The 21,296-nt window shown below is 39.0% G+C and carries 20 protein-coding genes; 18 read left to right on the forward strand and 2 right to left on the reverse strand.

The features are described from left to right. Positions 1–37: 37 nt before the first annotated feature. The 12 genes from H0173_RS11070 to H0173_RS11125 all read left to right on the forward strand — a co-directional run bounded on the left by H0173_RS11070 (position 38) and on the right by H0173_RS11125 (position 13,778). On the forward strand, positions 38–1,030 hold the full coding sequence (locus H0173_RS11070; protein WP_221846584.1) for a thiamine pyrophosphate-dependent dehydrogenase E1 component subunit alpha: 993 nt from the start codon (positions 38–40) through the stop codon (positions 1,028–1,030). Between the two features lie 15 nt (positions 1,031–1,045). Beyond that, positions 1,046–2,029, forward strand: coding sequence for an alpha-ketoacid dehydrogenase subunit beta (locus H0173_RS11075; protein ID WP_221846585.1), 984 nt, complete (start codon positions 1,046–1,048; stop codon positions 2,027–2,029). A gap of 202 nt (positions 2,030–2,231) precedes the next feature. Then, on the forward strand, positions 2,232–3,554 hold the full coding sequence (locus tag H0173_RS11080) for a dihydrolipoamide acetyltransferase family protein (protein WP_221846586.1): 1,323 nt from the start codon (positions 2,232–2,234) through the stop codon (positions 3,552–3,554). 270 nt (positions 3,555–3,824) lie between these two features. Continuing rightward, positions 3,825–5,663 (forward strand): methylmalonyl-CoA mutase family protein, encoded by a 1,839-nt coding sequence (locus tag H0173_RS11085; protein WP_221846587.1) that lies wholly within the window; start codon positions 3,825–3,827, stop codon positions 5,661–5,663. Continuing rightward, positions 5,656–7,851 (forward strand): methylmalonyl-CoA mutase, encoded by a 2,196-nt coding sequence (gene scpA / locus H0173_RS11090; protein ID WP_221846588.1) that lies wholly within the window; start codon positions 5,656–5,658, stop codon positions 7,849–7,851. Before H0173_RS11085 ends, scpA begins: the two co-directional genes overlap by 8 nt. Then, positions 7,844–8,968, forward strand: a complete 1,125-nt coding sequence (gene meaB / locus H0173_RS11095) for a methylmalonyl Co-A mutase-associated GTPase MeaB (RefSeq protein WP_221846589.1) — start codon at positions 7,844–7,846, stop codon at positions 8,966–8,968. The genes scpA and meaB overlap by 8 nt, the downstream gene beginning before the upstream one ends. Positions 8,969–9,125: 157 nt before the next feature. Next, positions 9,126–9,563, forward strand: coding sequence for a BrxA/BrxB family bacilliredoxin (locus H0173_RS11100; RefSeq protein ID WP_221846590.1), 438 nt, complete (start codon positions 9,126–9,128; stop codon positions 9,561–9,563). Between the two features lie 306 nt (positions 9,564–9,869). Beyond that, the gene (locus H0173_RS11105) at positions 9,870–10,658 is read left to right on the forward strand and encodes a transporter substrate-binding domain-containing protein (protein ID WP_221846591.1); all 789 of its coding nucleotides are present in this window, start codon (positions 9,870–9,872) and stop codon (positions 10,656–10,658) included. An 87-nt stretch (positions 10,659–10,745) separates the two neighbouring features. After that, positions 10,746–11,405: an amino acid ABC transporter permease gene (locus H0173_RS11110; protein WP_221846592.1), complete on the forward strand. Its 660-nt coding sequence runs from the start codon at positions 10,746–10,748 to the stop codon at positions 11,403–11,405. Continuing rightward, positions 11,398–12,120 (forward strand): amino acid ABC transporter ATP-binding protein, encoded by a 723-nt coding sequence (locus H0173_RS11115; protein ID WP_221846593.1) that lies wholly within the window; start codon positions 11,398–11,400, stop codon positions 12,118–12,120. The genes H0173_RS11110 and H0173_RS11115 overlap by 8 nt, the downstream gene beginning before the upstream one ends. Positions 12,121–12,245: 125 nt before the next feature. Beyond that, positions 12,246–13,241, forward strand: a complete 996-nt coding sequence (locus H0173_RS11120) for an aromatic acid exporter family protein (RefSeq protein WP_221846594.1) — start codon at positions 12,246–12,248, stop codon at positions 13,239–13,241. Positions 13,242–13,289: 48 nt separating this feature from the next. Next, entirely contained in the window at positions 13,290–13,778 is a 489-nt protein-coding gene (locus H0173_RS11125) for a L,D-transpeptidase (RefSeq protein ID WP_221846856.1), read from the forward strand. Positions 13,779–13,892: 114 nt separating this feature from the next. Here H0173_RS11125 and prli42 read toward each other — a convergent pair whose 3' ends face one another. Continuing rightward, the gene (gene prli42, locus H0173_RS11130) at positions 13,893–13,973 is read right to left on the reverse strand and encodes a stressosome-associated protein Prli42 (RefSeq protein WP_313770634.1); all 81 of its coding nucleotides are present in this window, start codon (positions 13,971–13,973) and stop codon (positions 13,893–13,895) included. 254 nt (positions 13,974–14,227) lie between these two features. Here prli42 and mce point away from each other — a divergent pair, with 254 nt between their 5' ends. The 3 genes from mce (at position 14,228) to H0173_RS11145 (ending at position 17,379) form a co-directional block, all read left to right on the forward strand. Then, the gene (gene mce, locus H0173_RS11135; RefSeq protein ID WP_221846596.1) at positions 14,228–14,632 is read left to right on the forward strand and encodes a methylmalonyl-CoA epimerase; all 405 of its coding nucleotides are present in this window, start codon (positions 14,228–14,230) and stop codon (positions 14,630–14,632) included. Between the two features lie 9 nt (positions 14,633–14,641). Then, a complete protein-coding gene (locus H0173_RS11140) occupies positions 14,642–16,192 on the forward strand; it encodes an acyl-CoA carboxylase subunit beta (protein WP_221846597.1) in 1,551 nt (516 codons plus the stop codon). 68 nt (positions 16,193–16,260) lie between these two features. Further along, positions 16,261–17,379, forward strand: coding sequence for a tripeptidase T (locus H0173_RS11145; RefSeq protein WP_221846598.1), 1,119 nt, complete (start codon positions 16,261–16,263; stop codon positions 17,377–17,379). Positions 17,380–17,444: 65 nt separating this feature from the next. On the opposite strand, the gene H0173_RS11150 is transcribed toward H0173_RS11145, so the two are convergent. Further along, positions 17,445–18,677: an MFS transporter gene (locus tag H0173_RS11150; protein ID WP_221846599.1), complete on the reverse strand. Its 1,233-nt coding sequence runs from the start codon at positions 18,675–18,677 to the stop codon at positions 17,445–17,447. 221 nt (positions 18,678–18,898) lie between these two features. Between H0173_RS11150 and H0173_RS11155 the strand changes: the two genes are divergently transcribed. From H0173_RS11155 to H0173_RS11165, 3 genes are all read left to right on the forward strand, one after another. Next, positions 18,899–19,330 carry a MarR family winged helix-turn-helix transcriptional regulator gene (locus H0173_RS11155; protein ID WP_221846600.1) on the forward strand — a complete coding sequence of 144 codons (432 nt, stop codon included), beginning with the start codon at positions 18,899–18,901 and terminating at the stop codon, positions 19,328–19,330. 98 nt (positions 19,331–19,428) lie between these two features. Next, a complete protein-coding gene (locus H0173_RS11160) occupies positions 19,429–19,905 on the forward strand; it encodes a chemotaxis protein CheW (protein WP_221846601.1) in 477 nt (158 codons plus the stop codon). A 108-nt stretch (positions 19,906–20,013) separates the two neighbouring features. Then, positions 20,014–21,276, forward strand: a complete 1,263-nt coding sequence (locus H0173_RS11165) for a DNA polymerase IV (protein WP_221846602.1) — start codon at positions 20,014–20,016, stop codon at positions 21,274–21,276. The last annotated feature ends 20 nt before the right edge of the window (positions 21,277–21,296 follow it).

Consider the following 21,296-nt stretch of genomic DNA (forward strand, 5'->3'; position numbering starts at 1 on the left):
CATGCTCTTTCCATATAACTTATTAGGAGGGTTTGAAATGGTTGAAAACCGTCATAAAGATTTAGGATTAAGTGATGAAACGGTATTACAGATGTACGAAACCATGCTTTTATCACGTCGTATCGATGAGCGTATGTGGCTTTTAAACCGTGCAGGGAAAATTCCTTTTGTTATTTCATGTCAAGGTCAAGAGGCTGCTCAGGTTGGAGCAGCGTTCGCACTTGATAAGGATAAGGATTATGTTCTTCCGTATTATCGTGATATGGGCGTCGTACTTACATTTGGCATGACCCCAACAGAATTAATGCTTTCAGCGTTTGCAAAGGCAGAAGATCCAAACTCAGGAGGCAGACAAATGCCAGGCCATTTTGGCCAAAAGAAAAATCGAATCGTAACAGGTTCTTCTCCAGTTACTACACAAGTTCCACATGCTGTCGGTGTTGCATTAGCAGGCAGAATGGAAGGGAAGGATTTAGTGACGTTCGTAACATTTGGAGAAGGCTCTTCTAACCAAGGGGATTTCCATGAAGGCGCAAACTTTGCTGGAGTTCATAAGCTTCCGGTTATCTTCATGTGTGAAAATAATAAGTATGCTATTTCCGTACCGATTGAAAAGCAATTGGCTTGTGAAAATGTATCAGATCGTGCAATAGGCTACGGAATGCCTGGAGTTACAGTCGATGGAAATGATCCTCTTGCTGTCTATCAAGCAGTTAAGGAAGCGGCAGACAGAGGACGCCGTGGAGAAGGTCCTACATTAGTAGAAACGGTTTCATATCGTTTAACTCCTCACTCTTCTGATGACGATGATCGCAGCTATCGATCACCTGATGAAGTGGCTGAAGCGAAAACTAAAGATTCGCTTATCACATTTGGTGCATATTTAAAAGAGTTAGGAATTATGAATGATGAATTAGAAAAAGAAATTAATGACCGTGTAATGAAGCAAGTAAATGAAGCGACTGACTATGCTGAAAACGCACCATATGCAGAACCGGAACATGCATTGAAATATGTTTATGCTGAATAGTAAGGGGGAACGAACATGGCGGTAATTTCTTATATTGATGCGGTAACAATGGCAATCCGTGAAGAAATGGAAAGAGATCCTAAGGTTTTTGTATTAGGGGAAGATGTTGGTAAAAAAGGCGGAGTTTTCAAAGCAACTCAAGGCTTATATGACCAATTTGGAGAGGAACGTGTTATTGACACGCCGCTTGCAGAGTCTGCAATCGCGGGAGTAGGGATTGGAGCGGCTATGTATGGTATGCGTCCAATCGCAGAAATGCAATTTGCTGATTTTATTATGCCCGCTGTAAACCAAATTATTTCAGAGGCAGCAAGAATTCGATACCGTTCTAATAATGATTGGAGCTGTCCAATCGTTATTCGTGCTCCTTATGGCGGAGGAGTTCATGGAGCTTTATATCATTCTCAGTCAGTTGAATCGGTTTTTGCTAATCAGCCTGGCTTGAAAATTGTCATGCCTTCAACGCCTTATGACGTAAAAGGTTTATTAAAAGCAGCTATTCGTGATGAAGATCCAGTTCTTTTCTTTGAGCATAAACGTGCTTACCGTTTAATTAAAGGAGAAGTTCCGGACGATGATTATGTATTGCCAATTGGAAAAGCAGACGTAAAGCGCGAAGGTGAAGACATTACGGTCATTACTTACGGTTTATGTGTTCATTTTGCTCTGCAAGCGGCTGAAAGATTAGCGAAAGACGGCATTTCAGCGCATATTCTTGACTTAAGAACAGTATATCCGCTTGATAAAGAAGCAATTATCGAAGCTGCTACAAAAACAGGTAAAGTTTTACTTCTAACAGAGGATAATAAAGAAGGCAGCATAATGAGTGAAGTTTCAGCTATCATTGCTGAGAATTGCCTTTTTGAGCTTGATGCTCCGATTAAGCGCCTTGCTGGTCCTGATGTTCCAGCGATGCCATATGCTCCAACAATGGAAAAATTCTTTATGGTCAACCCTGATAAAGTAGAAAAAGCAATGAGAGAATTGGCAGAATTTTAGTTAGAAAAGCGGAAGTGCCTCGTTCAGCCCCGACAAGCATAAGACGAGCCAGCAAAAAGGTCGATTTTTACCTTATTGCTGGAACGACTTATGACCTCGAGGTCGACAAAAACGCGACGTCCTGTCGCATTGTCGACACTAGTACTTCCTGTACGTCGGGGCTAGGCACTGCAGCTGGACAAAAGTGAAGGAGGCAATTCCATTGGCAATAGAACAAATTAAAATGCCGCAATTAGGTGAAAGTGTTACAGAGGGTACCATTAGTAAATGGTTAGTCTCTGTTGGTGATAAAGTAAATAAATATGATCCGCTTGCAGAAGTAATGACAGATAAGGTAAACGCTGAAGTCCCATCTTCTTTTTCAGGCACCATTAAGGAATTAGTTGCCGAAGAAGGTGTAACTTATGCAGTCGGGGAAGTAATCCTTACGATTGAAACAGAGGGTGGCGTAACAGGGGATGTGGCTCCAGAATCTCCACAAACACAAGCACCTGCTGGCAATACAGAAATAGTTACTCCTGCAGCAGCAGTGTCTTCTGCTCAAGCGAAGACAGATGGAAATAAAGTACGTTATTCTCCTGCTGTTTTGAAGCTATCACAGGAGCATGGCATTGATCTAACTTTAGTTTCAGGCACAGGTGCAGACGGACGGATTACGCGCAAAGATTTAATGGAAATTATTGAATCCGGCAATATTCCAAAAGCTAGTCAGGCTGCATCAGTACAAGCAGCTGCTCCTCAAGCTGAAGCTTCGCCGGCTAAAATTGAAGCTCCTGCTCCAGAAAAGCAAGCGGCTCCTGCACCGAATGTGCCAGTTGTCCCTGGAGATATTGAAATCCCAGTAACAGGAGTTCGCAAGGCGATCGCTGCTAATATGCTTCGCAGCAAGCACGAGGCGCCACATGCTTGGACAATGATTGAAGTGGATGTTACTAATTTAGTTGAATACCGGAATTCAATTAAAAATGATTTCAAGAAAAAAGAAGGCTTTAACCTGACATTCTTTGCTTTCTTTGTAAAAGCTGTTGCTCAGGCGCTTAAAGAATACCCACAAATCAACTCGATGTGGGCAGGCGATAAGATCATTCAAAAGAAGGATATTAACCTTTCAATAGCAGTTGCTACAGATGATGCATTATTTGTCCCAGTTATTAAACATGCCGATGAAAAAACAATAAAAGGGATTGCCCGTGAAATCAATGAACTTGCAGCAAAGGTACGTTCAGGGAAGCTAACTTCAGCAGAGATGTCTGGCGGTACTTTCACTGTGAACAATACAGGTTCATTTGGCTCCATTCAGTCAAATGGAATAATCAACTATCCGCAGGCTGCCATCTTACAGGTTGAATCAATCGTTAAGCGCCCAGTGGTCATGAACAACGGAATGATTGCTGTTCGTGATATGGTGAATCTGTGCATGTCTCTTGATCATCGCGTTCTAGATGGTCTTGTGTGCGGACGTTTCTTACAGCGTGTTAAAGAAATTCTAGAAAACACTTCAAAAGAAAATACATCTGTTTATTAATATAGAAAAGGCTGCCATCAGGCAGCCTTTTCTACGTATATTGAGGAAAAAGGAATAAAACAGTATTTAATAGCATGAATACCATAATTATTGGGACAGACCCTAATTGCCTGTTTAATATTTGTGTAATAAAATATTAATGATATGATTTTTACGAATTTTTTATATAATTCCGTTCATATACAAAGATCAAGCTAAGTTTCCTTCAAGAATCAGAACGGACTTATAAGCATATGAAGGGAGGGGAAGCTGTCTGCTAAGACAGTGGTCATGACAATAAAAAAGATGATGAATGAATGCTTTCCGGCGTTTTCCCTAAATGATTGGGAGAAAAAAGCTGAAGAAGCCTTAAAAGGAAAGCCTGTTCATTCTTTAAACACTAATACGTATGAAAATATTGGATTAAAGCCCCTTTATACGAAACAGGATATTCATAACAGGGAGGTCTCACAATACCCTGGTGAAACAGATTATAGAAGAGGAATTCATTCGCTTGGATATCTTTCACATGAATGGAAGGTTGCTCAAAAGGTAGTAGCAAGAAAGGGTGAGAGCTTACGAGATACCCTGCTTGCTGCTTTTAAAAGAGGGCAGTCTGCCATTTCGTTTAGTTTAGATCATATTAATATTAACGAGTTTGCTAGTTTAGTTGATGGTTTATATACTGAATATCCTTTCTGTATGGAAGTAACCGATAACCAGGCAGAAATATTACTGCAATTATCAAAGCAACCCGATAGTAAAAAGGTATCTGGTTATATAGCTGCAGATCCAATGGCACCAAAAGTATTGAAGGGCACTGCTGTAAAAAATCAAACATATGATGCATTTGCCGAAACAATCAAATTAGCACATGCAAGCATGCCAAACCTTAAGACCATTATGGTTAACACAAGTATTTACCATAATGCAGGAGGTAATGCGGTTCAGGAACTTGCTTTTGCACTGGCAACCGGAGTTCATCATATTCAGCAGCTTTTGGAAAGAGGGCTTACAGTAGATACGATAAAGAGTAAACTTGTTTTTAAATTTTCAATTGGTGCTAACTTTTTCATGGAAATTGCGAAGCTTCGTGCTGCAAGAGTGCTTTGGAATAAAGTAATAGAGGCATACGGTGTCGAAAATCATAGTCCAAACATGGTCATATCGGCTGAAACCTCTGCCTTTACAAAAACAGTATATGATCCCTATGTAAATATGCTTAGAGCAGGTAATGAGGCATTTGCTGCTGTACTTGGAGGTATTCAATATCTTAATGTTAGCCCCTTCAATGAACCGGAAGGTAAAACCACTCCGTTCTCTGATCGCATTGCACGTAACACTCAATTAATCTTAAAAAATGAAACTCATTTAGAGAAGATTGCTGATCCTGCAGGCGGTTCTTGGTATATTGAAAGTTTAACAAATGAGCTGGCAGAAAAAGCTTGGACATTATTTCAGAATATAGACGAATTAGGTGGCATGGATAAAGCAATAGAGTCTGGCTGGGTAGATGAACAAATTACTGAAGTATACAATAAAAGAAGCAATGATATTTATACAAGGAAAAAAAGTATCATTGGCACAAATGTATATGCGAGTTTAAATGATTCTCCACTTGAAAACTTTGAAAGCGCTAACTTAAATGAAGGCGGTTTACGACAAGTCCGTTTGTCAGAACCATTTGAAAAGTTACGGAGAAAAGCAGAACAAATGGAGAAAGCAGGTAAAAAACCGACAGCTGGTCTAATTTGCTTAGGAGAGTTAAAGGCGCATAAAGCAAGAATGGATTTTATTACGGGTTTTCTTGCTCCAGGCGGTATTCACGCTTGCCAAAGTCAAGATATTGCCGAGCCAGAACAAGCAATACTGTTTGTAAGTGAAACAAATCTTCAGCATTATATCATTTGTGGTACAGACAATCAGTATGAAGAATTTGGCAAAGAAATGGCACGTCTTGTAAAAGAAAAACATCCGAATGTAAAACTTTATCTTGCAGGTCTTCCTGATCGGGATAAACAAGTGCTGTTTAAACAAGCAGGAATAAATGAATTTATTCATCTTCGCAGCAATTGCTTTGAAATTCTATCTTCCTTATTAAGCGAAATGGAGGTGGCTGGTAATGAATAATAAACCAGATTTTAAAAGCATTTCTCTTTTCGATGGCAGCAAGCCGTCTAAGGATGAATGGACAAAGAAAGCAGCAGCTGAAATAAATAGTTCTATCGAAGATCTATTATTTGAAACAAATGAACAGATTGCTATCAAACCTCTTTATACGGAAGGGGATTTAAGAGATTTACACCATATGGATGGGACCCCGGGCTTGCCGCCATACACACGCGGACCTTATCCGACAATGTATGTGAATCGTCCATGGACAGTTCGCCAATATGCAGGATTTTCTACTGCGGAGGAGAGCAATGCTTTTTATCGAAGAAATCTTGCTATGGGACAGAAGGGTTTATCGGTCGCATTTGACCTTGCTACACACCGCGGCTATGATTCTGATCATCCAAGAGTAGTGGGGGATGTTGGAAAAGCAGGCGTAGCAATTGATTCTGTTCTAGATATGAAAACTTTATTTGATGGTATACCTCTGGACCAAATGTCTGTCTCGATGACAATGAATGGCGCAGTATTGCCAATTATGGCTTTCTTTATAGTGACTGCTGAAGAACAAGGTGTCAGCCAGGAAAAGTTATCAGGCACCATTCAAAATGATATTTTAAAAGAATATATGGTAAGGAATACGTATATTTATCCTCCGGATATGTCTATGAAAATTATCGCTGATATTTTTGAATACACGTCCAAATATATGCCTAAGTTTAATAGCATCAGTATTTCCGGCTATCATATGCAAGAGGCTGGTGCACCAGCAGATATTGAGCTTGCTTATACATTAGCAGATGGATTAGAGTACGTCAGAACGGGCTTAAAGGCAGGAATCGATATTGACTCCTTTGCACCAAGACTTTCCTTCTTCTGGGCGATCGGCATGAATTACTTTATGGAAGTTGCTAAAATGCGTGCTGCGCGATTTATTTGGGCAAAAATGATGAAAACGTTCCAACCAAAAAACGACAAGTCGATGGCACTCAGAACGCATTCTCAAACATCTGGCTGGAGCTTAACAGAGCAGGATCCGTTTAATAATGTGACGAGAACATTAATCGAAGCTCATGCAGCGGCAATGGGACATACCCAATCACTGCATACAAATGCACTAGATGAAGCGATTGCACTGCCAACTGATTTCTCTGCAAGGATTGCAAGAAATACACAGCTTTATCTTCAAGAGGAAACAGGAATCACGAATGTCATTGATCCTTGGGCAGGCTCTTATTATGTAGAAGCATTAACAGATGGGTTAATTAAACGGGCGTGGGAGCATATTGAGGAAATTGAAGGTCTGGGAGGCATGGCGAAAGCTATTGAAACTGGACTGCCAAAAATGAAGATAGAAGAAGCAGCTGCACGCAGGCAAGCACAGATTGATTCAGGTAAAGAGATCATTATCGGGGTAAATAAATATCGGCTTGACATAGAAGAGCCAATTGAAATACTAGATATTGATAATACAGCTGTTCGTCTAAAGCAAATTGAAAAGCTGCAGACTTTGAAGGCAGCACGTGATGAAGAAAAGGTTAACGAAGCACTTGTGTCCATTACAAAAGCGGCTGAAACAGGTGAAGGTAATTTGCTGGAATTATCTGTACAAGCGGGTAGAGTTCGGGCAACACTTGGTGAAATTTCCTCCGCTATTGAAAAAGTGGCTAACCGTCACAAAGCGATTATTCGCTCGATTAGCGGTGTTTATAGTTCTGCTTTTTCAAATGAAGAGGAAATCATTGAAGTGAAGAAAATGACAGATGAATTCTTAGAGAACGAAGGCAGAAGGCCACGGATACTAATTGCGAAGATGGGACAGGATGGGCATGACCGTGGAGCAAAAGTTATTGCAACTGCCTTTGCAGATCTAGGATTTGATGTAGATATTGGCCCTTTATTCCAAACTCCTGAAGAAACAGCAAGACAGGCAGTTGAAAATGATGTCCATGTGATTGGAATTAGTTCACTGGCTGCAGGACATAAAACTCTTCTTCCACAGTTAATTGAAGAGCTTGAAAAGCTTGATAGGGAAGATATTCTCGTCGTGATTGGCGGAGTGATTCCAGCTCAGGACTACGAATATCTATATGAACATGGTGCTTCCGCAATCTTTGGACCGGGAACAGTCATTCCAGTTGCTGCCCAAAAGGTTATTCGCGAAATTTATAACCGGATAGGTTATGAGGAAGTCACAAATGAATAATGAAAAAAAACCTGAATGGTTTGACGGCTCCAATCCCGATAACTTTACTACTGTTGTAAGAAAGGGAGTAGAAATAACTTCAGACAGTTATGGATTTGTGAAAAATACTAAATTCAAGAAGAAGTCTGGGCATGATCCGAATAATGATGAATTAGCTGCAGGTATTATAGATGGCAATCGGACATTGCTTGCGCGGGCAATCACATTAATTGAGAGTAATGCAGAACATCATTTTCGAAAAGCACAGGATCTTTTGCAGAGGCTGCTCCCTTTTTCCGGAAAAGCCATACGAATTGGCATTACTGGAGTTCCTGGAGCGGGAAAAAGTACATTCATTGAGGCGTTTGGATCGTATTTATGTGACCTCGGGTTAAAAGTAGCAGTACTTGCAATTGATCCTAGCTCGAGTATAAGCGGAGGCAGCATCCTTGGGGATAAAACTAGGATGGAGTTCCTTTCTAGAAATCCTAGAGCATATATTCGTCCGTCACCATCCTCTGGCAAACTTGGCGGTGTTCATCGTAAAACGAGAGAAACGATGCTTATCTGCGAGGCTGCCGGCTTCGATGTAATTTTAATTGAAACTGTTGGTGTCGGTCAGAGTGAAGTGCTTGTAAGAGATATGGTCGACTTTTTTATGCTATTGGTTTTAACGGGTGCAGGCGACGAACTCCAAGGGATGAAAAAAGGGATTATGGAGCTTGCTGATGCAATTGTTGTCAATAAAGCGGATGGACCGAATAAAGGGCTTGCCTTAAAAACGAAGGAAGAGTACAGCCGCATTCTTCACTTTCTGCAGCCGGCAACAAAAGGCTGGGAAACAAAAGCTTTTACTTGTTCAGCCATGTATAATGAGGGAATGAGTGAGATTTGGCAAACGATCCGGACCTTTGAAGTGCAAACAAAGGAAAGGGGAGTTTTTGAAGAACGAAGAAGATTCCAAACGAAGGAATGGATATACTCGATGATTATTGATCAGCTGCAATTCAGCTTTTTCTATCATCAAGAAGTAAGAACCCTTTTGCCAAAGATTGAAAACGAGGTTATTGCAGGAAATCGGACAGTTACATCGGCGGTAGAAGAACTGTTTAAAGTCTTTTCTCTAAATCGAGAATAATAGAGAGCTGTCCCAATTGGGGCAGCTTTTCATATTCATGATTGAATCACTAAAAACAACATTTTAATATAAACTATTTCATTACATTGAAAACAAGGCATAACTATTGGTATGATGTAGGTAAGGCAACTTTTTGAAATAAGGAGGAAAGATTTTTATGAATATGGATTTTAATTTATTTATGAATGATGTTGTTAATCAGGCACGTAAAGAGATCGTGGCTGCAGGCTATACAGAATTAAAAACAACAGATGAGGTAGAGGAAGCACTAAATCAAAAAGGAACTACTCTTGTAATGGTTAACTCTGTTTGCGGATGTGCTGGCGGAATTGCAAGACCCGCAGCTGCTCACTCGCTTCATTACGATAAACGGCCAGATCATCTAGTGACTGTATTTGCTGGTCAAGATAAAGATGCAACTGCTGCTGCACGTAATTATTTTACAGGATATCCGCCATCCTCACCATCTTTTGCCTTATTAAAAGACGGAAAGCTGTGCACGATGATCGAGCGTCATGAAATTGAAGGCCATGAGCCAATGGCAGTCGTCCAAAAATTGCAAAATGCATTTGAACAATATTGTGAAGATATGTAAAAGTCCCTTTAGGGGCTTTTTTTATATAATTTTTTTCCTTTATATAACACAATAAAAATACAAATATATTTATTTTTATGCATTATTATATTTCGAAATCTCTCGGTGTAAAATCACGAAGTTAGTTGTCAGAATAGTAAAATAACGTATATTAAATAAATAGTATTGCATAATTATAAACATGTGTTAAAATACATTTAAGTGAATAAATATTAATTAAAAAGAACACTTGAAAATTAATAGGTTATCACGGATAATATATTTAAATAATAATAATTTTCAGAAAGATATAAGGGGGAAGAATATATGAAAAAGATCGTTTCTTACTTTTTTGTTAGTATTCTACTAATCGGTTTGCTTGCCGCATGTGGAACGAGTGGAGAGAAAACTACAGGCGGATCTAAAGGCGATGACTCTAAAAAGAAAACATTAATTATGGGGACTTCTGGAGACTATGCACCGTTTGAATATATCGATACAGCTAAAGGTGATGACATTATTGGAATCGACATCGATATTGCTAAAGCGGTTACAAAAAAATTAGGCTATGATTTTGAAGTACGTGATATGGACTTCGGCGGCTTAATTCAAGCATTACAATCTGGTCAAGTGGACTTTGTTCTTGCTGCTATGTCTGCAACAGATGAGAGAAAGAAAAGTGTAGATTTCAGTGAGGTCTACTATACTTCTAAACATATGATTGTTTCAAAGAAAGATAGCGGTATTACAAAGGTAGAAGACCTTAAAGACAAAAAGATTGGTGCTCAGTTAGGGTCAATTCAGGAAGAAAAGGCAAATGAATTAGCCAAAACAGTGGACATGACTGTTGAAAACCGCAACCGTATTCCTGAACTAATCCAAGAAATTAAAGCTGGCCGTTTTGATGCGGCAATTATTGAAGATACAGTTGCTAAAGGCTACTTAGATAATAATCCAGATCTTGAAGGCTTTACAGTTGAAGACGCTGATGGCGGATATGCGATTGCGCTTCCTAAGAACAGTGAGCTTACTGCAGAATTCAATAAAGTATTAAAAGAAATGATTGAAAACGGCGAAGTTGATGCCATTATTAAAAAGTATTTTGAAGCACAATAATATTCCAACTGGCGGCAAACGTTCAGAAGTTAAACGACTTCTGAACGTTTTTGCCCTTGTGATATTTAGAGAGGACTGAGCTTCCGGATGAATTTAGATTTTTCTTCCATACTCCCTTCCCTACCATACATGATAAAGGGGATTACCGTAACACTTCAAATTGTTGCAGGAGCCGGTTTATTGGGGTTTGTATTAGGAATTATATTATCATTGTTTAAGATTAGTTCCGTAAAACTGCTATTGTGGTTTGCAGACGGGTATACGTCTATTTTCCGCGGAACTCCCCTAGTTCTGCAGCTGATGATCATTTATTTTGGATCTCCGCAAATATTTGGATATCAAATTGAACCATACCTTGCAGCTGTTCTTGCATTCGGCTTTAACTCCGCTGCCTATATATCTGAAATTATTCGTGCTGGAATTCTCGCAGTTGATAAAGGGCAGAGCGAGGCGGCAATGGCTCTAGGTGTGCCATACAGCAAAATGATGTTAAATATTATTTTGCCGCAGGCATTAAAAAATATTTTACCTGCATTAATGAATGAATTTATTACATTAACGAAAGAGTCTGCGATCGTCACGACAATTGGAGTAATGGATATTATGCGCAGAGCCTATCAGGTTGGGGCGAACACATATAGATTCTTTGAACCATTATTATTGGCTGGTATGATTTATTATTTAATGGTTATTACGTTAACACTCCTCGGCAAAGCAGTTGAAAGGAGAATGAGACGCGGTGATTAAGGTTGAAAATTTATATAAGCAATATGGCAAATTAGAAGTGTTAAAAGGGATATCAACGACAATAAAGGATGGAGAAGTTGTTGCCATCATTGGTCCTTCCGGTTCGGGGAAATCAACTTTCCTTCGCTGTATTAATTTACTAGAGAAGCCGACAGCTGGCCAGATTACAATTGGAGATCATGATATTACCGATAAAAAAACAAATATTATGAAGGTGCGACAAAATGTAGGAATGGTTTTTCAGCATTTTCATTTATTTCCCCATAAAACTGTTCTGCAAAATTTAACATACGCACCTATTACTGTAAAAGGCATGACAAAGCAGGAAGCAGAGAAAATAGGGCTTGAGCTGTTAGGCAAAGTTGGATTATCAGAGAAAGCCAATGAATATCCAAACCGCTTGTCTGGCGGACAAAAGCAGCGTGTAGCCATTGCTCGTGCACTTGCAATGCAGCCGGAAGTGATGTTGTTTGATGAGCCTACATCAGCCCTTGATCCTGAAATGGTTAAAGAAGTGCTTGACGTTATGAAGTCACTGGCTCATACAGGAATGACGATGGCAATTGTTACGCATGAAATGGGATTTGCGAAAGAGGTTGCTGATCGTGTGCTCTTTTTAGATGGAGGGGTACTAGTGGAGGATGCGCCACCAGATGAATTCTTTACGAACCCAAAATCAGCACGTGCAAGAGACTTCTTGCAAAAGGTACTCTAGAATATAATAATGATATAAGTACTTAGAAGATGATTTCTATTGATCATCTTCTTTTTTTTGGACATAATTTGTTATGAAGTTTATAATTATTTCGCATATATTGGATGACTAGGAGTAACCACATTATGAAGTTTCGCATTGGCTATCGAACGATAAAAACAGCTATTGGTACAACAGCTGCTATAATTTTGGCGCAAATCTTTGGGTTTCATAATTTTGCTTCAGCAGGTATTATTACAATCCTTTGTATAAAGCCTACAAAAAAGATGTCTTTGCAAGCATCATTAGACCGTTTCTTTGCATGCCTATTAGCTATTATATTATCGGCAGTGATCTTTGAAGGGATAGCTTATCACCCATTAATGATCGGACTGCTGCTGTTATTCTTTATTCCGACAACCGTAATGCTAAAAATTAGTGATGGCATTGTAACGAGCAGTGTGATTATTTTGCATATTTATTCTGCTGGACAGGTAACCGCAGAAATAATATTAAATGAATTAGGGATTATTACAATTGGTATTGGTGTAGCACTAATTGCTAACTTGTTTATGCCTAGCCTCGATCAGAAGCTAGGTGAATACCAAATGCAAATAGAAGAAAATTTCAAACGGATTTTTGAAGAAATAGTTATTTATCTTCGAGTAAATGAGAGCAATTGGGATGGTCTTGAAATTACTGAGACAGCCAGATTGATTGAGGAGGCTGAAGCTCTTTCTTATCGTGATGTGGAAAATCATTTTCTCCGTAATGAGAATATTTTCTATCATTACTTTAAAATGAGAGAGAAACAATTTGAAATTATTGAGCGTGTACTGCCTATTGTGACTTCAATTTCATACACAGTTGAGCAGGGGGAAATGGTTGCGGATTTTATCGAGGATCTATCCAAAAATATTCACCCGGGAAATACTGCTCATATTTTTTTAGATAAGCTTTATAAAATGAAGACGTCATTTAAAAATATGGATTTACCTAAGACAAGAATTGAATTTGAAGCACGTGCAGCTCTATTTCAATTTGTTAGGGAAATGGAAGAGTATTTGTGGATAAAAAGTGCAACTAAAGAGCTTCCAATTGGCAGAAAAGTGCATGTTCCACACTATTCAGGTGAAAACTAACCTTTAAAAAGGTTGGTGATTGTTTTGATAAAGCTTATTACTTCCATAATGATTGCATTTACAATTTCGCCAATCTGGCCATTAGGGCAAAATCCCCTGCCAGGCGATCCATTCATTATTGTTAACAAAAAAACAAATGAAGTTGCTTTAATTAATGAGAATAAAGTCCAAACAGTAATTACTGCTGCAACAGGGAAAACCGAGGATTTAACACCAGAAGGGATGTTTACGATTACAGTTAAGGCAAAAAATCCTTATTATCGTAAAAAAGATATAAAAGGCGGAGAGCCTGATAACCCGCTAGGAACGAGATGGATTGGATTTGATGCCGCTGAAACAGACGGAAGAATATATGGAATTCACGGTACAAATGATCCATCCTCAATTGGAAAATATATTTCCCAAGGGTGCATAAGACTTCAAAATGAAGCCGTAGAATCTCTTTATACGATGATTCCAATCGGAACAAAAATCCTTATTATTACTTCAGAAAAAAGCTATGAACAACTTGGTCGAGACTACGGTGCAATTCAATAATAAAGAGGCTGATTAGTAGTGGCAGAGTCTGCTCAACATTTATGCAATGTGAGCGAGTATTCTGCCGCTTCCTTTTTATCAGCCTCTTATTATTGATATAGTAACGTAAATCTATTAAAAAAACATGGATGCGCCAATGACTAATGTAGAGGCAAGCATGGCGAATATCATTAAATAAACAATTATCTTACGCACTTTTTTATTTGACAATACATTTCACTCCCTGCCAACATAGTTTTCTTGTTTACATTTTACTAGGAAATCTCTAATTGAACAACCGCTCGAATTATTAAAGGAATTTTCGACAGTTTTAGAGAATATATAATGCAATAGTTTTTATTATTAAAAAATATTCAGAGTATTTAAAGGGAACCCGATTAATGATTGGTGTTTCCCTTTATTATAGAAAAGTTTATAATTTTAAGAGTATAGCAAATGGAGGGGAACAAATGATTAAAAAAGTCGATCATATCGGAATTGCAGTTTGCTCGCTTGATGAAGCACTGCCATTTTATACGGACATTTTAAAGCTTCCTCTGCTTGGTATTGAAGAGGTTAAAAGTGAAAAGCTAAGAGTTGCTTTCATAAAAGCAGGTGAAACAAAACTAGAGCTGCTAGAGCCGACTAGTTCTGAAAGCGCTGTCGCGAAATTTATCGAAAAACGCGGTGAAGGCCTTCATCATGTTGCTTTAGGGGTTGAATCTATCGAGGAACGGATAAAAGAAATGAAGGAAAAAGGCATTTCCATGATCAATGAAGAGCCAAAAATTGGCGCAGGCGGTGCGCAAGTTGCGTTTATGCACCCAAAATCAACAGGAAAAGTGCTTTATGAATTTTGTGAGAGGAAAGGATGAAAGGAAGCAATGGCAGACATCTATGAAAAGATTAATGAGTTATATGACCGCAGAAGAGAAATAGAATTGGGCGGCGGAGATGAAAGAATTGCAAAGCAGCATGAAAAAGGCAAGCTGACAGCTAGAGAGCGGATTGATTTATTAGTTGATCCTGGCACTTTCGTGGAATTAAATCCTTTTATTGAACATCGTTGTACAGACTTTGGCTTAGAAGGACAAAAGGGGCCGGGAGATGGTGTAGTAACTGGATATGGTAAAGTAAATGGCAGACCGATTTTTTTATTTTCACAAGACTTTACGGTGTTTGGCGGAGCTCTTGGGGAAATGCATGCGAAAAAAATTGCGAATGTTATGGATTTAGCTGCTAAAAATGGCGCACCTTTCGTCGGTTTAAATGACTCCGGCGGTGCAAGAATTCAAGAGGGTGTTGTTTCTTTAGATGGATACGGTCATATCTTCTATCGTAACGCAATCTATTCAGGTGTTATTCCGCAAATTTCAGTTATTATGGGACCTTGTGCTGGCGGAGCAGTTTATTCTCCTGCCATCACAGATTTTGTTTTTATGGTAGAGGAAACGAGTCAAATGTTCATTACGGGTCCTAAGGTCATTGAAACGGTTACAGGAGAAAAAATCTCTTCTGAGGATTTAGGCGGAGCAAATGTACATAATACGATTAGCGGGAATGCGCATTTTAAAGGAAAAACAGAAGCAGAAGTGATCGAACAAGTGCGCCATTTATTAACCTATTTACCGCAAAATAATGAAGAAAAGCCACCAAGACTCGAGACTGCTAATGAGGATGATTACCGTCCGGACTTAACGGATGTAATTCCATTCGACGCTGTTCGTCCATATGATGTGCGCAAAGTGATTGAGCAAGTCGTTGATCAAAATTCCTTCATAGAGATTCATCAGGATTTTGCTAAAAATATAGTTGTGGGATTGGCTAGAATTAAGGGAGAAGTAATAGGCCTTGTCTGCAATCAGCCGAAGGTTATGGCAGGCGGACTTGATATTGATTCATCTGATAAAGCTGCAAGGTTTATTCGCTTCTGTGATTCGTTCAATATCCCGATCATTACATTTGAGGATGTAACAGGCTTTTTCCCAGGTGTTAAGCAGGAGCATGGCGGGATTATTCGCCATGGTGCAAAAATTCTGTATGCGTATTCTGAAGCAACCGTTCCAAAGCTGACGGTAATTTTGCGTAAAGCATTTGGCGGTGCCTATGTAGCTTTAAATAGTAAAGCTATTGGAGCTGATCTCGTTTTTGCTTGGCCAAATGCAGAGGTTGCTGTTATGGGTCCTCAGGGGGCAGCAAATATCATTTTTGCCCGTGAAATTCAAAACAGTGAAGATCCAGAAGCGACAAGAGCACAGAAAATTGAGGAGTATCGCGAGAAATTTGCCAATCCGTATGTAGCTGCCAGCAGAGGGATGGTTGACGATGTCATTGATCCGCGTGAAACGAGAATTAAATTGATTCAAGCTCTTGAAATGCTGAGAAATAAACAAGAATCAAGACCTAAGAAAAAGCATGGAAATATACCGCTGTAACATATAGGTGTATAATTTATTTGTTATAAACATGCTAAAGTGTATGTAAAATATTGGAGGAAAAAGAAATGATTAATCAAGAGCGCTTGCTTAACGAATTTTTAGAACTTGTTCAAATTGATTCGGAAACAAAATATGAAGCAGAAATTGCAAACGTATTAAAACAGAAATTTTCTGATTTAGGTGTAGAAGTTTTTGAAGATGATACTACTGAACAGACTGGACATGGAGCTGGCAACCTAATTTGTACACTTCCTGGTACTAAAGAAGGTGTGGACACGATCTATTTTACTTCCCATATGGATACGGTTGTTCCAGCTAGAGGAGTTAAGCCGTCAATAAAGGATGGCTATGTAGTGACAGACGGTACAACAATTTTAGGGGCTGATGATAAAACAGGTCTTGCGGTAATGTTGGAAGTCATTAAAATTCTTAAAGAACAAAGCATTCCTCATGGTACAATCCAATTCATTATAACAGTTGGAGAAGAGTCTGGCCTTGTTGGAGCGAAGGTTCTTGATCCATCTTTGCTGAAAGCAAAATTCGGCTATGCACTAGATAGTGATGGCAAGGTTGGGAATATTATTGTCGCTGCTCCTACTCAAGCGAAAGTATTTGCAACTATTCATGGGAAAACAGCTCATGCTGGCGTTGCTCCTGAAAAAGGAGTATCAGCCATTACGATTGCGGCAAAGGCGATTTCAAGAATGCCTTTAGGTCGAATTGATGAAGAGACAACTGCAAATATTGGCCGCTTTGAAGGCGGTACACAAACTAATATCGTTTGTGACCGAGTAGATATTCTCGCAGAGGCACGTTCTTTAGTTAATGAAAAAATGGAAGCTCAAGTGCAAAAGATGAAAGAAGCGTTCGAAAGTGCCGCAGCCGAAATGGGCGGAAAAGCAGATGTTAAAATTCAAATCATGTATCCGGGCTTCAAATTTGGTGAAGGCGATCATGTTGTTGAAGTAGCACGGAGAGCAGCAGCTAAAATTGACCGCAGCTGTGAGCTGTTAAAAAGCGGTGGAGGAAGCGATGCTAACGTAATTGCTGGTTTTGGAATCCCAACGGTTAATCTAGCTGTCGGCTATGAAGAAATTCATACAACGAATGAGCGGATGCCAATTGAAGAATTGTATAAATTAGCGGAAATGGTTCTTGCGATTATTGAGGAAGTATCAGCTTAAATTATATACTTTTAAACAAAAAAGCAGTGTGATTATGAAATCCACTGCTTTTTGTGTGTTGAATTTTAATGTCCTGATTCAATAGAATCGACATGCTTTACATGTTTATTATTTGCCCAAATAAATAGCACCGATAAAAGGACAAATACGGCTCCCACTATAAAAGGCATATGCGGGTTAAACCATTCAGCCAACTTTCCTGCAAGGAAAGGAGCGATCGCACCTCCGATAAAACGTAGGAAACTATATGCTGCAGAAGCTGTTGAACGTTCAATTGGTGCACAATTCATAACAGCTGTTGTAATTAACGTATTGTTGTTTCCTAATAGGGAACCAGCAAATATGACTGCTGCAATAACAACCCATTGAATAGACGTCCAAATACCCATAATGAATAAAATGAGCGCAAATAATATAAGCATTGCACACATAGACTTGACCGTTCCAAAGCGCTTTTGCAGCTTTGGAGCCATGAATACTGAAGTAACTGCAAGTAAAATTCCCCAGCCCAAGAACACAAGTCCTAAGCCATGCTCATCAAGTCCCATAACAAATGGTGTGTATGCCAAAAGGGTAAAGAATCCGAAATTATAAAGAGCAGCGGTTAATCCAAAAACAAGGAGCGATCGATGCTGCTTAAGAGCACGAAACGGATCAGCTAATGCTGTTTTAGGACGTTCAGACTGAGTTGTTTTCGGATTTGGCATTAATACAATAAGACCAATAAAAGCAATAACCATTAATACGGCAACTCCAAGGAAGGGACCTCTCCAAGACATGCCTCCAAGCCAGCCTCCTAATAAGGGGCCGACTGATATCCCAAGACCAATAGCAGCCTCATATAAAATGATCGCATTCGCTGTTCCGCTAGTTGAGAGGGATACAATAGCAGCTAATGCAGTGGCAACAAAAAGTGCATTTCCAAGCCCCCAGCCTCCGCGTAGACCAACAAGCGTCCAAATCCCATTAGAAAATCCTCCAAGGGCAGAGAACAAAGCGATAATAACAATCCCAGTAAGCAAGGTTCGCTTTACGCCTAATCTGGATGAAATCATTCCAGTAATAAGCATAGCCACTGCCATAACTGCATTATAGCTAGTAAACAGGAGTGAAACCTCACTTGGTGTGGCATTTAAATTATGGGCAATAGCTGGTAATATCGGATCCACCAATCCAATACCCATAAAGGCGATGATACAGGCGAAGAATACGGCCCAAACTGACTTTGGCTGATGCAGAATACTTGTGTTTGCTGCTTTCAGCGAATCAGCATGAACCCTTTGAGTAGTTGATGACATTTTCATCTCTCCTTTATTTTATTATCTAGTTATTTAAAAGAATTATTTCATAATATATGTGTCATCGAAAATTAGTTGTATTATGAAACTACATTATTGTATTATACAACTATTTTTATTTCTGTCAATTAGGTGTCGAAGCTTTCCCTTAGTTTTTTAGAAAAAGATGCAGGTTATGTTATGATAGAGATAGATCATTACGATACTGCGAGGTAGTAAAAATGGACGAACGAGCTATAGAAACTATTGAACTTGAACTGGCTATCCTAATTCGACGAATAAATTCCATTTCAAATTATAAAAAGTTTGGTAATCTTGATCGATCTGCATATTTATTATTACATCAAATAAACGTGCATAATGGATCAGCAGGCGTGAAAATATTGGCAGATGAGTTTCAATTAGATATTTCAACAGTTAGCAGACAAACCGCTTCACTGGAGAAAAAAGAGTATGTATACAGAATTCCTGACCCATCAGATGGCAGGGCCTATTTTCTTCAAATTACTGAATTAGGGAAAAAAGAATTGCTTCAGTATAAAAAATCACGAATGGAAAGAGTGTCAGAAATTATAGAAAGCTGGACTGACGAAGAACGAGAGATCTTTGGCCAGCTCCTAAAAAAATTTAATCGTGGTGCAATCAATAGTTAACCAGCTTTTAGCAAGAAATAGTAATATTTCCTTCAAAAATTCTCACTTATTTAGTAATATATGTATAGGGGAAACTACCTATAGATAGGAGGGATTGCATGGAAGAGACGAATAAAGTTGTGGTTTTTCAAGTTGGAAATGAAGAATATGCGATTCCTATTCGATTTGTCATTTCAATTGAAAAAGTGGAAGGAATTACACCTATCCCGAATTTGCCTGATTATGTGAATGGAATATTTAAAGTAAGAGGAGAGCTAAGCCCGGTCATTGATTTTGAAAGAGTTCTATACAATCGGCCAACCATAATGAATGAATCAGCAAAGATCATTGTTTTACATACGAATGAGCTGTCAATTGGTGTAATTGTTAAGGACGCAAAAGAAATTATTGATATTCCATCTGAAAAGATAAAACAGCTTGGTCTTATCGCTTATAAAAAGACAACATATTTTACTGGTGTGGCTAATTTGGATTCGCGCATTATCACTTTGATAGATCCTTCAGAAATGGTTCAATGTTTAGAAGGGATCAAGCAGATTCAGGAATTTATGATGTCGCAAATGGAAAATGCATAATATTTCGAACAGAGGATGGCAGCCATCCTCTGTTTTTTATTCGAAAAGTGAAAGACGGAAGCCATTTTGGTAAAATAGTAGCAGAGTAAAGGTAAGGGAAGTGTCGGCATGAAACAAATGTACCCGAAAAATGGCCACGTCATTCTACATGTTGATATGAACAGCTTCTATGCCTCAGTTGAGATGGCCTATGATCCTTCTTTAAAAGGGAAGCCGCTTGCAATTGCCGGCAATCCTGCTGAACGGAGAGGGATTATCGTGACATGCAGTTATGAGGCTAGAAGGTTTGGGGTGAAAACAACAATGCCGCTTTGGGAGGCGAAGAAGCTTTGTCCGGAGCTCATTATTAAAAAGCCTAACTTTGATAGATATCGTGCCGCTTCCATCGGAATGTTTGAAATTTTAAATGAATACTCGGATCTCGTTGAACCAGTCTCTATAGATGAAGGCTATATAGATATAACCGAGAGCTATGAACACGGTACACCTCTTGAAATTGCTGAGAAAATTCAAAAGCAGATCATGCAGCAGCTGGATTTGCCATGCAGTATTGGGATTGCTCCTAATAAATTCCTAGCTAAAACTGCTTCAGATATGAAAAAACCAATGGGGATAACCGTACTAAGGAAAAGAGATGTTCCAAACATCCTCTGGCCATTAGAAGTTGAACAAATGCATGGAGTTGGGAAAAAGACAGGGGGAAAATTGCGCAGTATGCAAATCGATACAATCGGGGATTTAGCGATTGCTAATGACATTCAGCTTAAATCTGCACTTGGCATTAATGGTATTCGTCTGAAGGAAAGAGCAAATGGAATTGACAGACGAATGGTAGATCCTGAGGCTGCTTCAGAATTCAAAAGTGTCGGGAACTCTACGACTTTGCCGAGAGATAATTCTAATCAGCAGGAGCTTCTTGAGGTTATTGAAAATCTGTCTGGCACCGTATCAGCCAGACTTAAAAGAAAAAAGGTCCTCTCATCTTCATTGAGTATTATGATTCGCTATAAGGATAGAAAAACAGTGACAAGAAGCAAAAAACTCGAAAATCCAATCCAGAAGAAGGAAGAAATATTTTCAGCAGCCAAGAAATTATTTTTAAAACATTGGACTGGTGATCCTGTGAGGCTACTAGGGGTTACTGGAACAGATTTAGTTGAATACAATGAGGCCGTTAAACAGCTTGATTTATTTAGCTACGAGGCAGAGGCCAAAAAGGAGCCGCTTTTTAAGGCACTGTCAAATCTTCGTGAAAAATATGGCTCCCAAATAATCGAAAGTGCTGCAGGAATGCCTGAAATCAAAAAGCAGCAGCAAAGAATAGGGACAGAAACAAGCTTTAACAAGGATTTTCTTCAAGAGAGAGAATAAAGGATTGTAAATTACAGGAG

Origin of the sequence: Bacillus sp. S/N-304-OC-R1, from assembly GCF_019749375.1 — a bacterium.
GTDB lineage: Bacteria > Bacillota > Bacilli > Bacillales > Cytobacillaceae > Cytobacillus.

Bases quoted from the DNA above. Each gene is read 5' to 3' on its own strand.
- scpA (WP_221846588.1), top strand. From the start codon at position 5,656: ATGAATAATAAACCAGATTTTAAAAGCATTTCTCTTTTCGATGGCAGC.
- H0173_RS11105 (WP_221846591.1), top strand. From the start codon at position 9,870: ATGAAAAAGATCGTTTCTTACTTTTTTGTTAGTATTCTACTAATCGGT.
- H0173_RS11155 (WP_221846600.1), top strand. From the start codon at position 18,899: ATGGACGAACGAGCTATAGAAACTATTGAACTTGAACTGGCTATCCTA.
- H0173_RS11160 (WP_221846601.1), top strand. From the start codon at position 19,429: ATGGAAGAGACGAATAAAGTTGTGGTTTTTCAAGTTGGAAATGAAGAA.
- meaB (WP_221846589.1), top strand. From the start codon at position 7,844: ATGAATAATGAAAAAAAACCTGAATGGTTTGACGGCTCCAATCCCGAT.
- H0173_RS11085 (WP_221846587.1), top strand. From the start codon at position 3,825: ATGACAATAAAAAAGATGATGAATGAATGCTTTCCGGCGTTTTCCCTA.
- H0173_RS11110 (WP_221846592.1), top strand. From the start codon at position 10,746: ATGAATTTAGATTTTTCTTCCATACTCCCTTCCCTACCATACATGATA.
- H0173_RS11120 (WP_221846594.1), top strand. From the start codon at position 12,246: ATGAAGTTTCGCATTGGCTATCGAACGATAAAAACAGCTATTGGTACA.
- H0173_RS11070 (WP_221846584.1), top strand. From the start codon at position 38: ATGGTTGAAAACCGTCATAAAGATTTAGGATTAAGTGATGAAACGGTA.
- H0173_RS11125 (WP_221846856.1), top strand. From the start codon at position 13,290: ATGATTGCATTTACAATTTCGCCAATCTGGCCATTAGGGCAAAATCCC.
- mce (WP_221846596.1), top strand. From the start codon at position 14,228: ATGATTAAAAAAGTCGATCATATCGGAATTGCAGTTTGCTCGCTTGAT.
- H0173_RS11100 (WP_221846590.1), top strand. From the start codon at position 9,126: ATGAATATGGATTTTAATTTATTTATGAATGATGTTGTTAATCAGGCA.
- H0173_RS11145 (WP_221846598.1), top strand. From the start codon at position 16,261: ATGATTAATCAAGAGCGCTTGCTTAACGAATTTTTAGAACTTGTTCAA.
- H0173_RS11075 (WP_221846585.1), top strand. From the start codon at position 1,046: ATGGCGGTAATTTCTTATATTGATGCGGTAACAATGGCAATCCGTGAA.
- H0173_RS11140 (WP_221846597.1), top strand. From the start codon at position 14,642: ATGGCAGACATCTATGAAAAGATTAATGAGTTATATGACCGCAGAAGA.
- H0173_RS11165 (WP_221846602.1), top strand. From the start codon at position 20,014: ATGAAACAAATGTACCCGAAAAATGGCCACGTCATTCTACATGTTGAT.
- H0173_RS11150 (WP_221846599.1), bottom strand. From the start codon at position 18,677: ATGTCATCAACTACTCAAAGGGTTCATGCTGATTCGCTGAAAGCAGCA.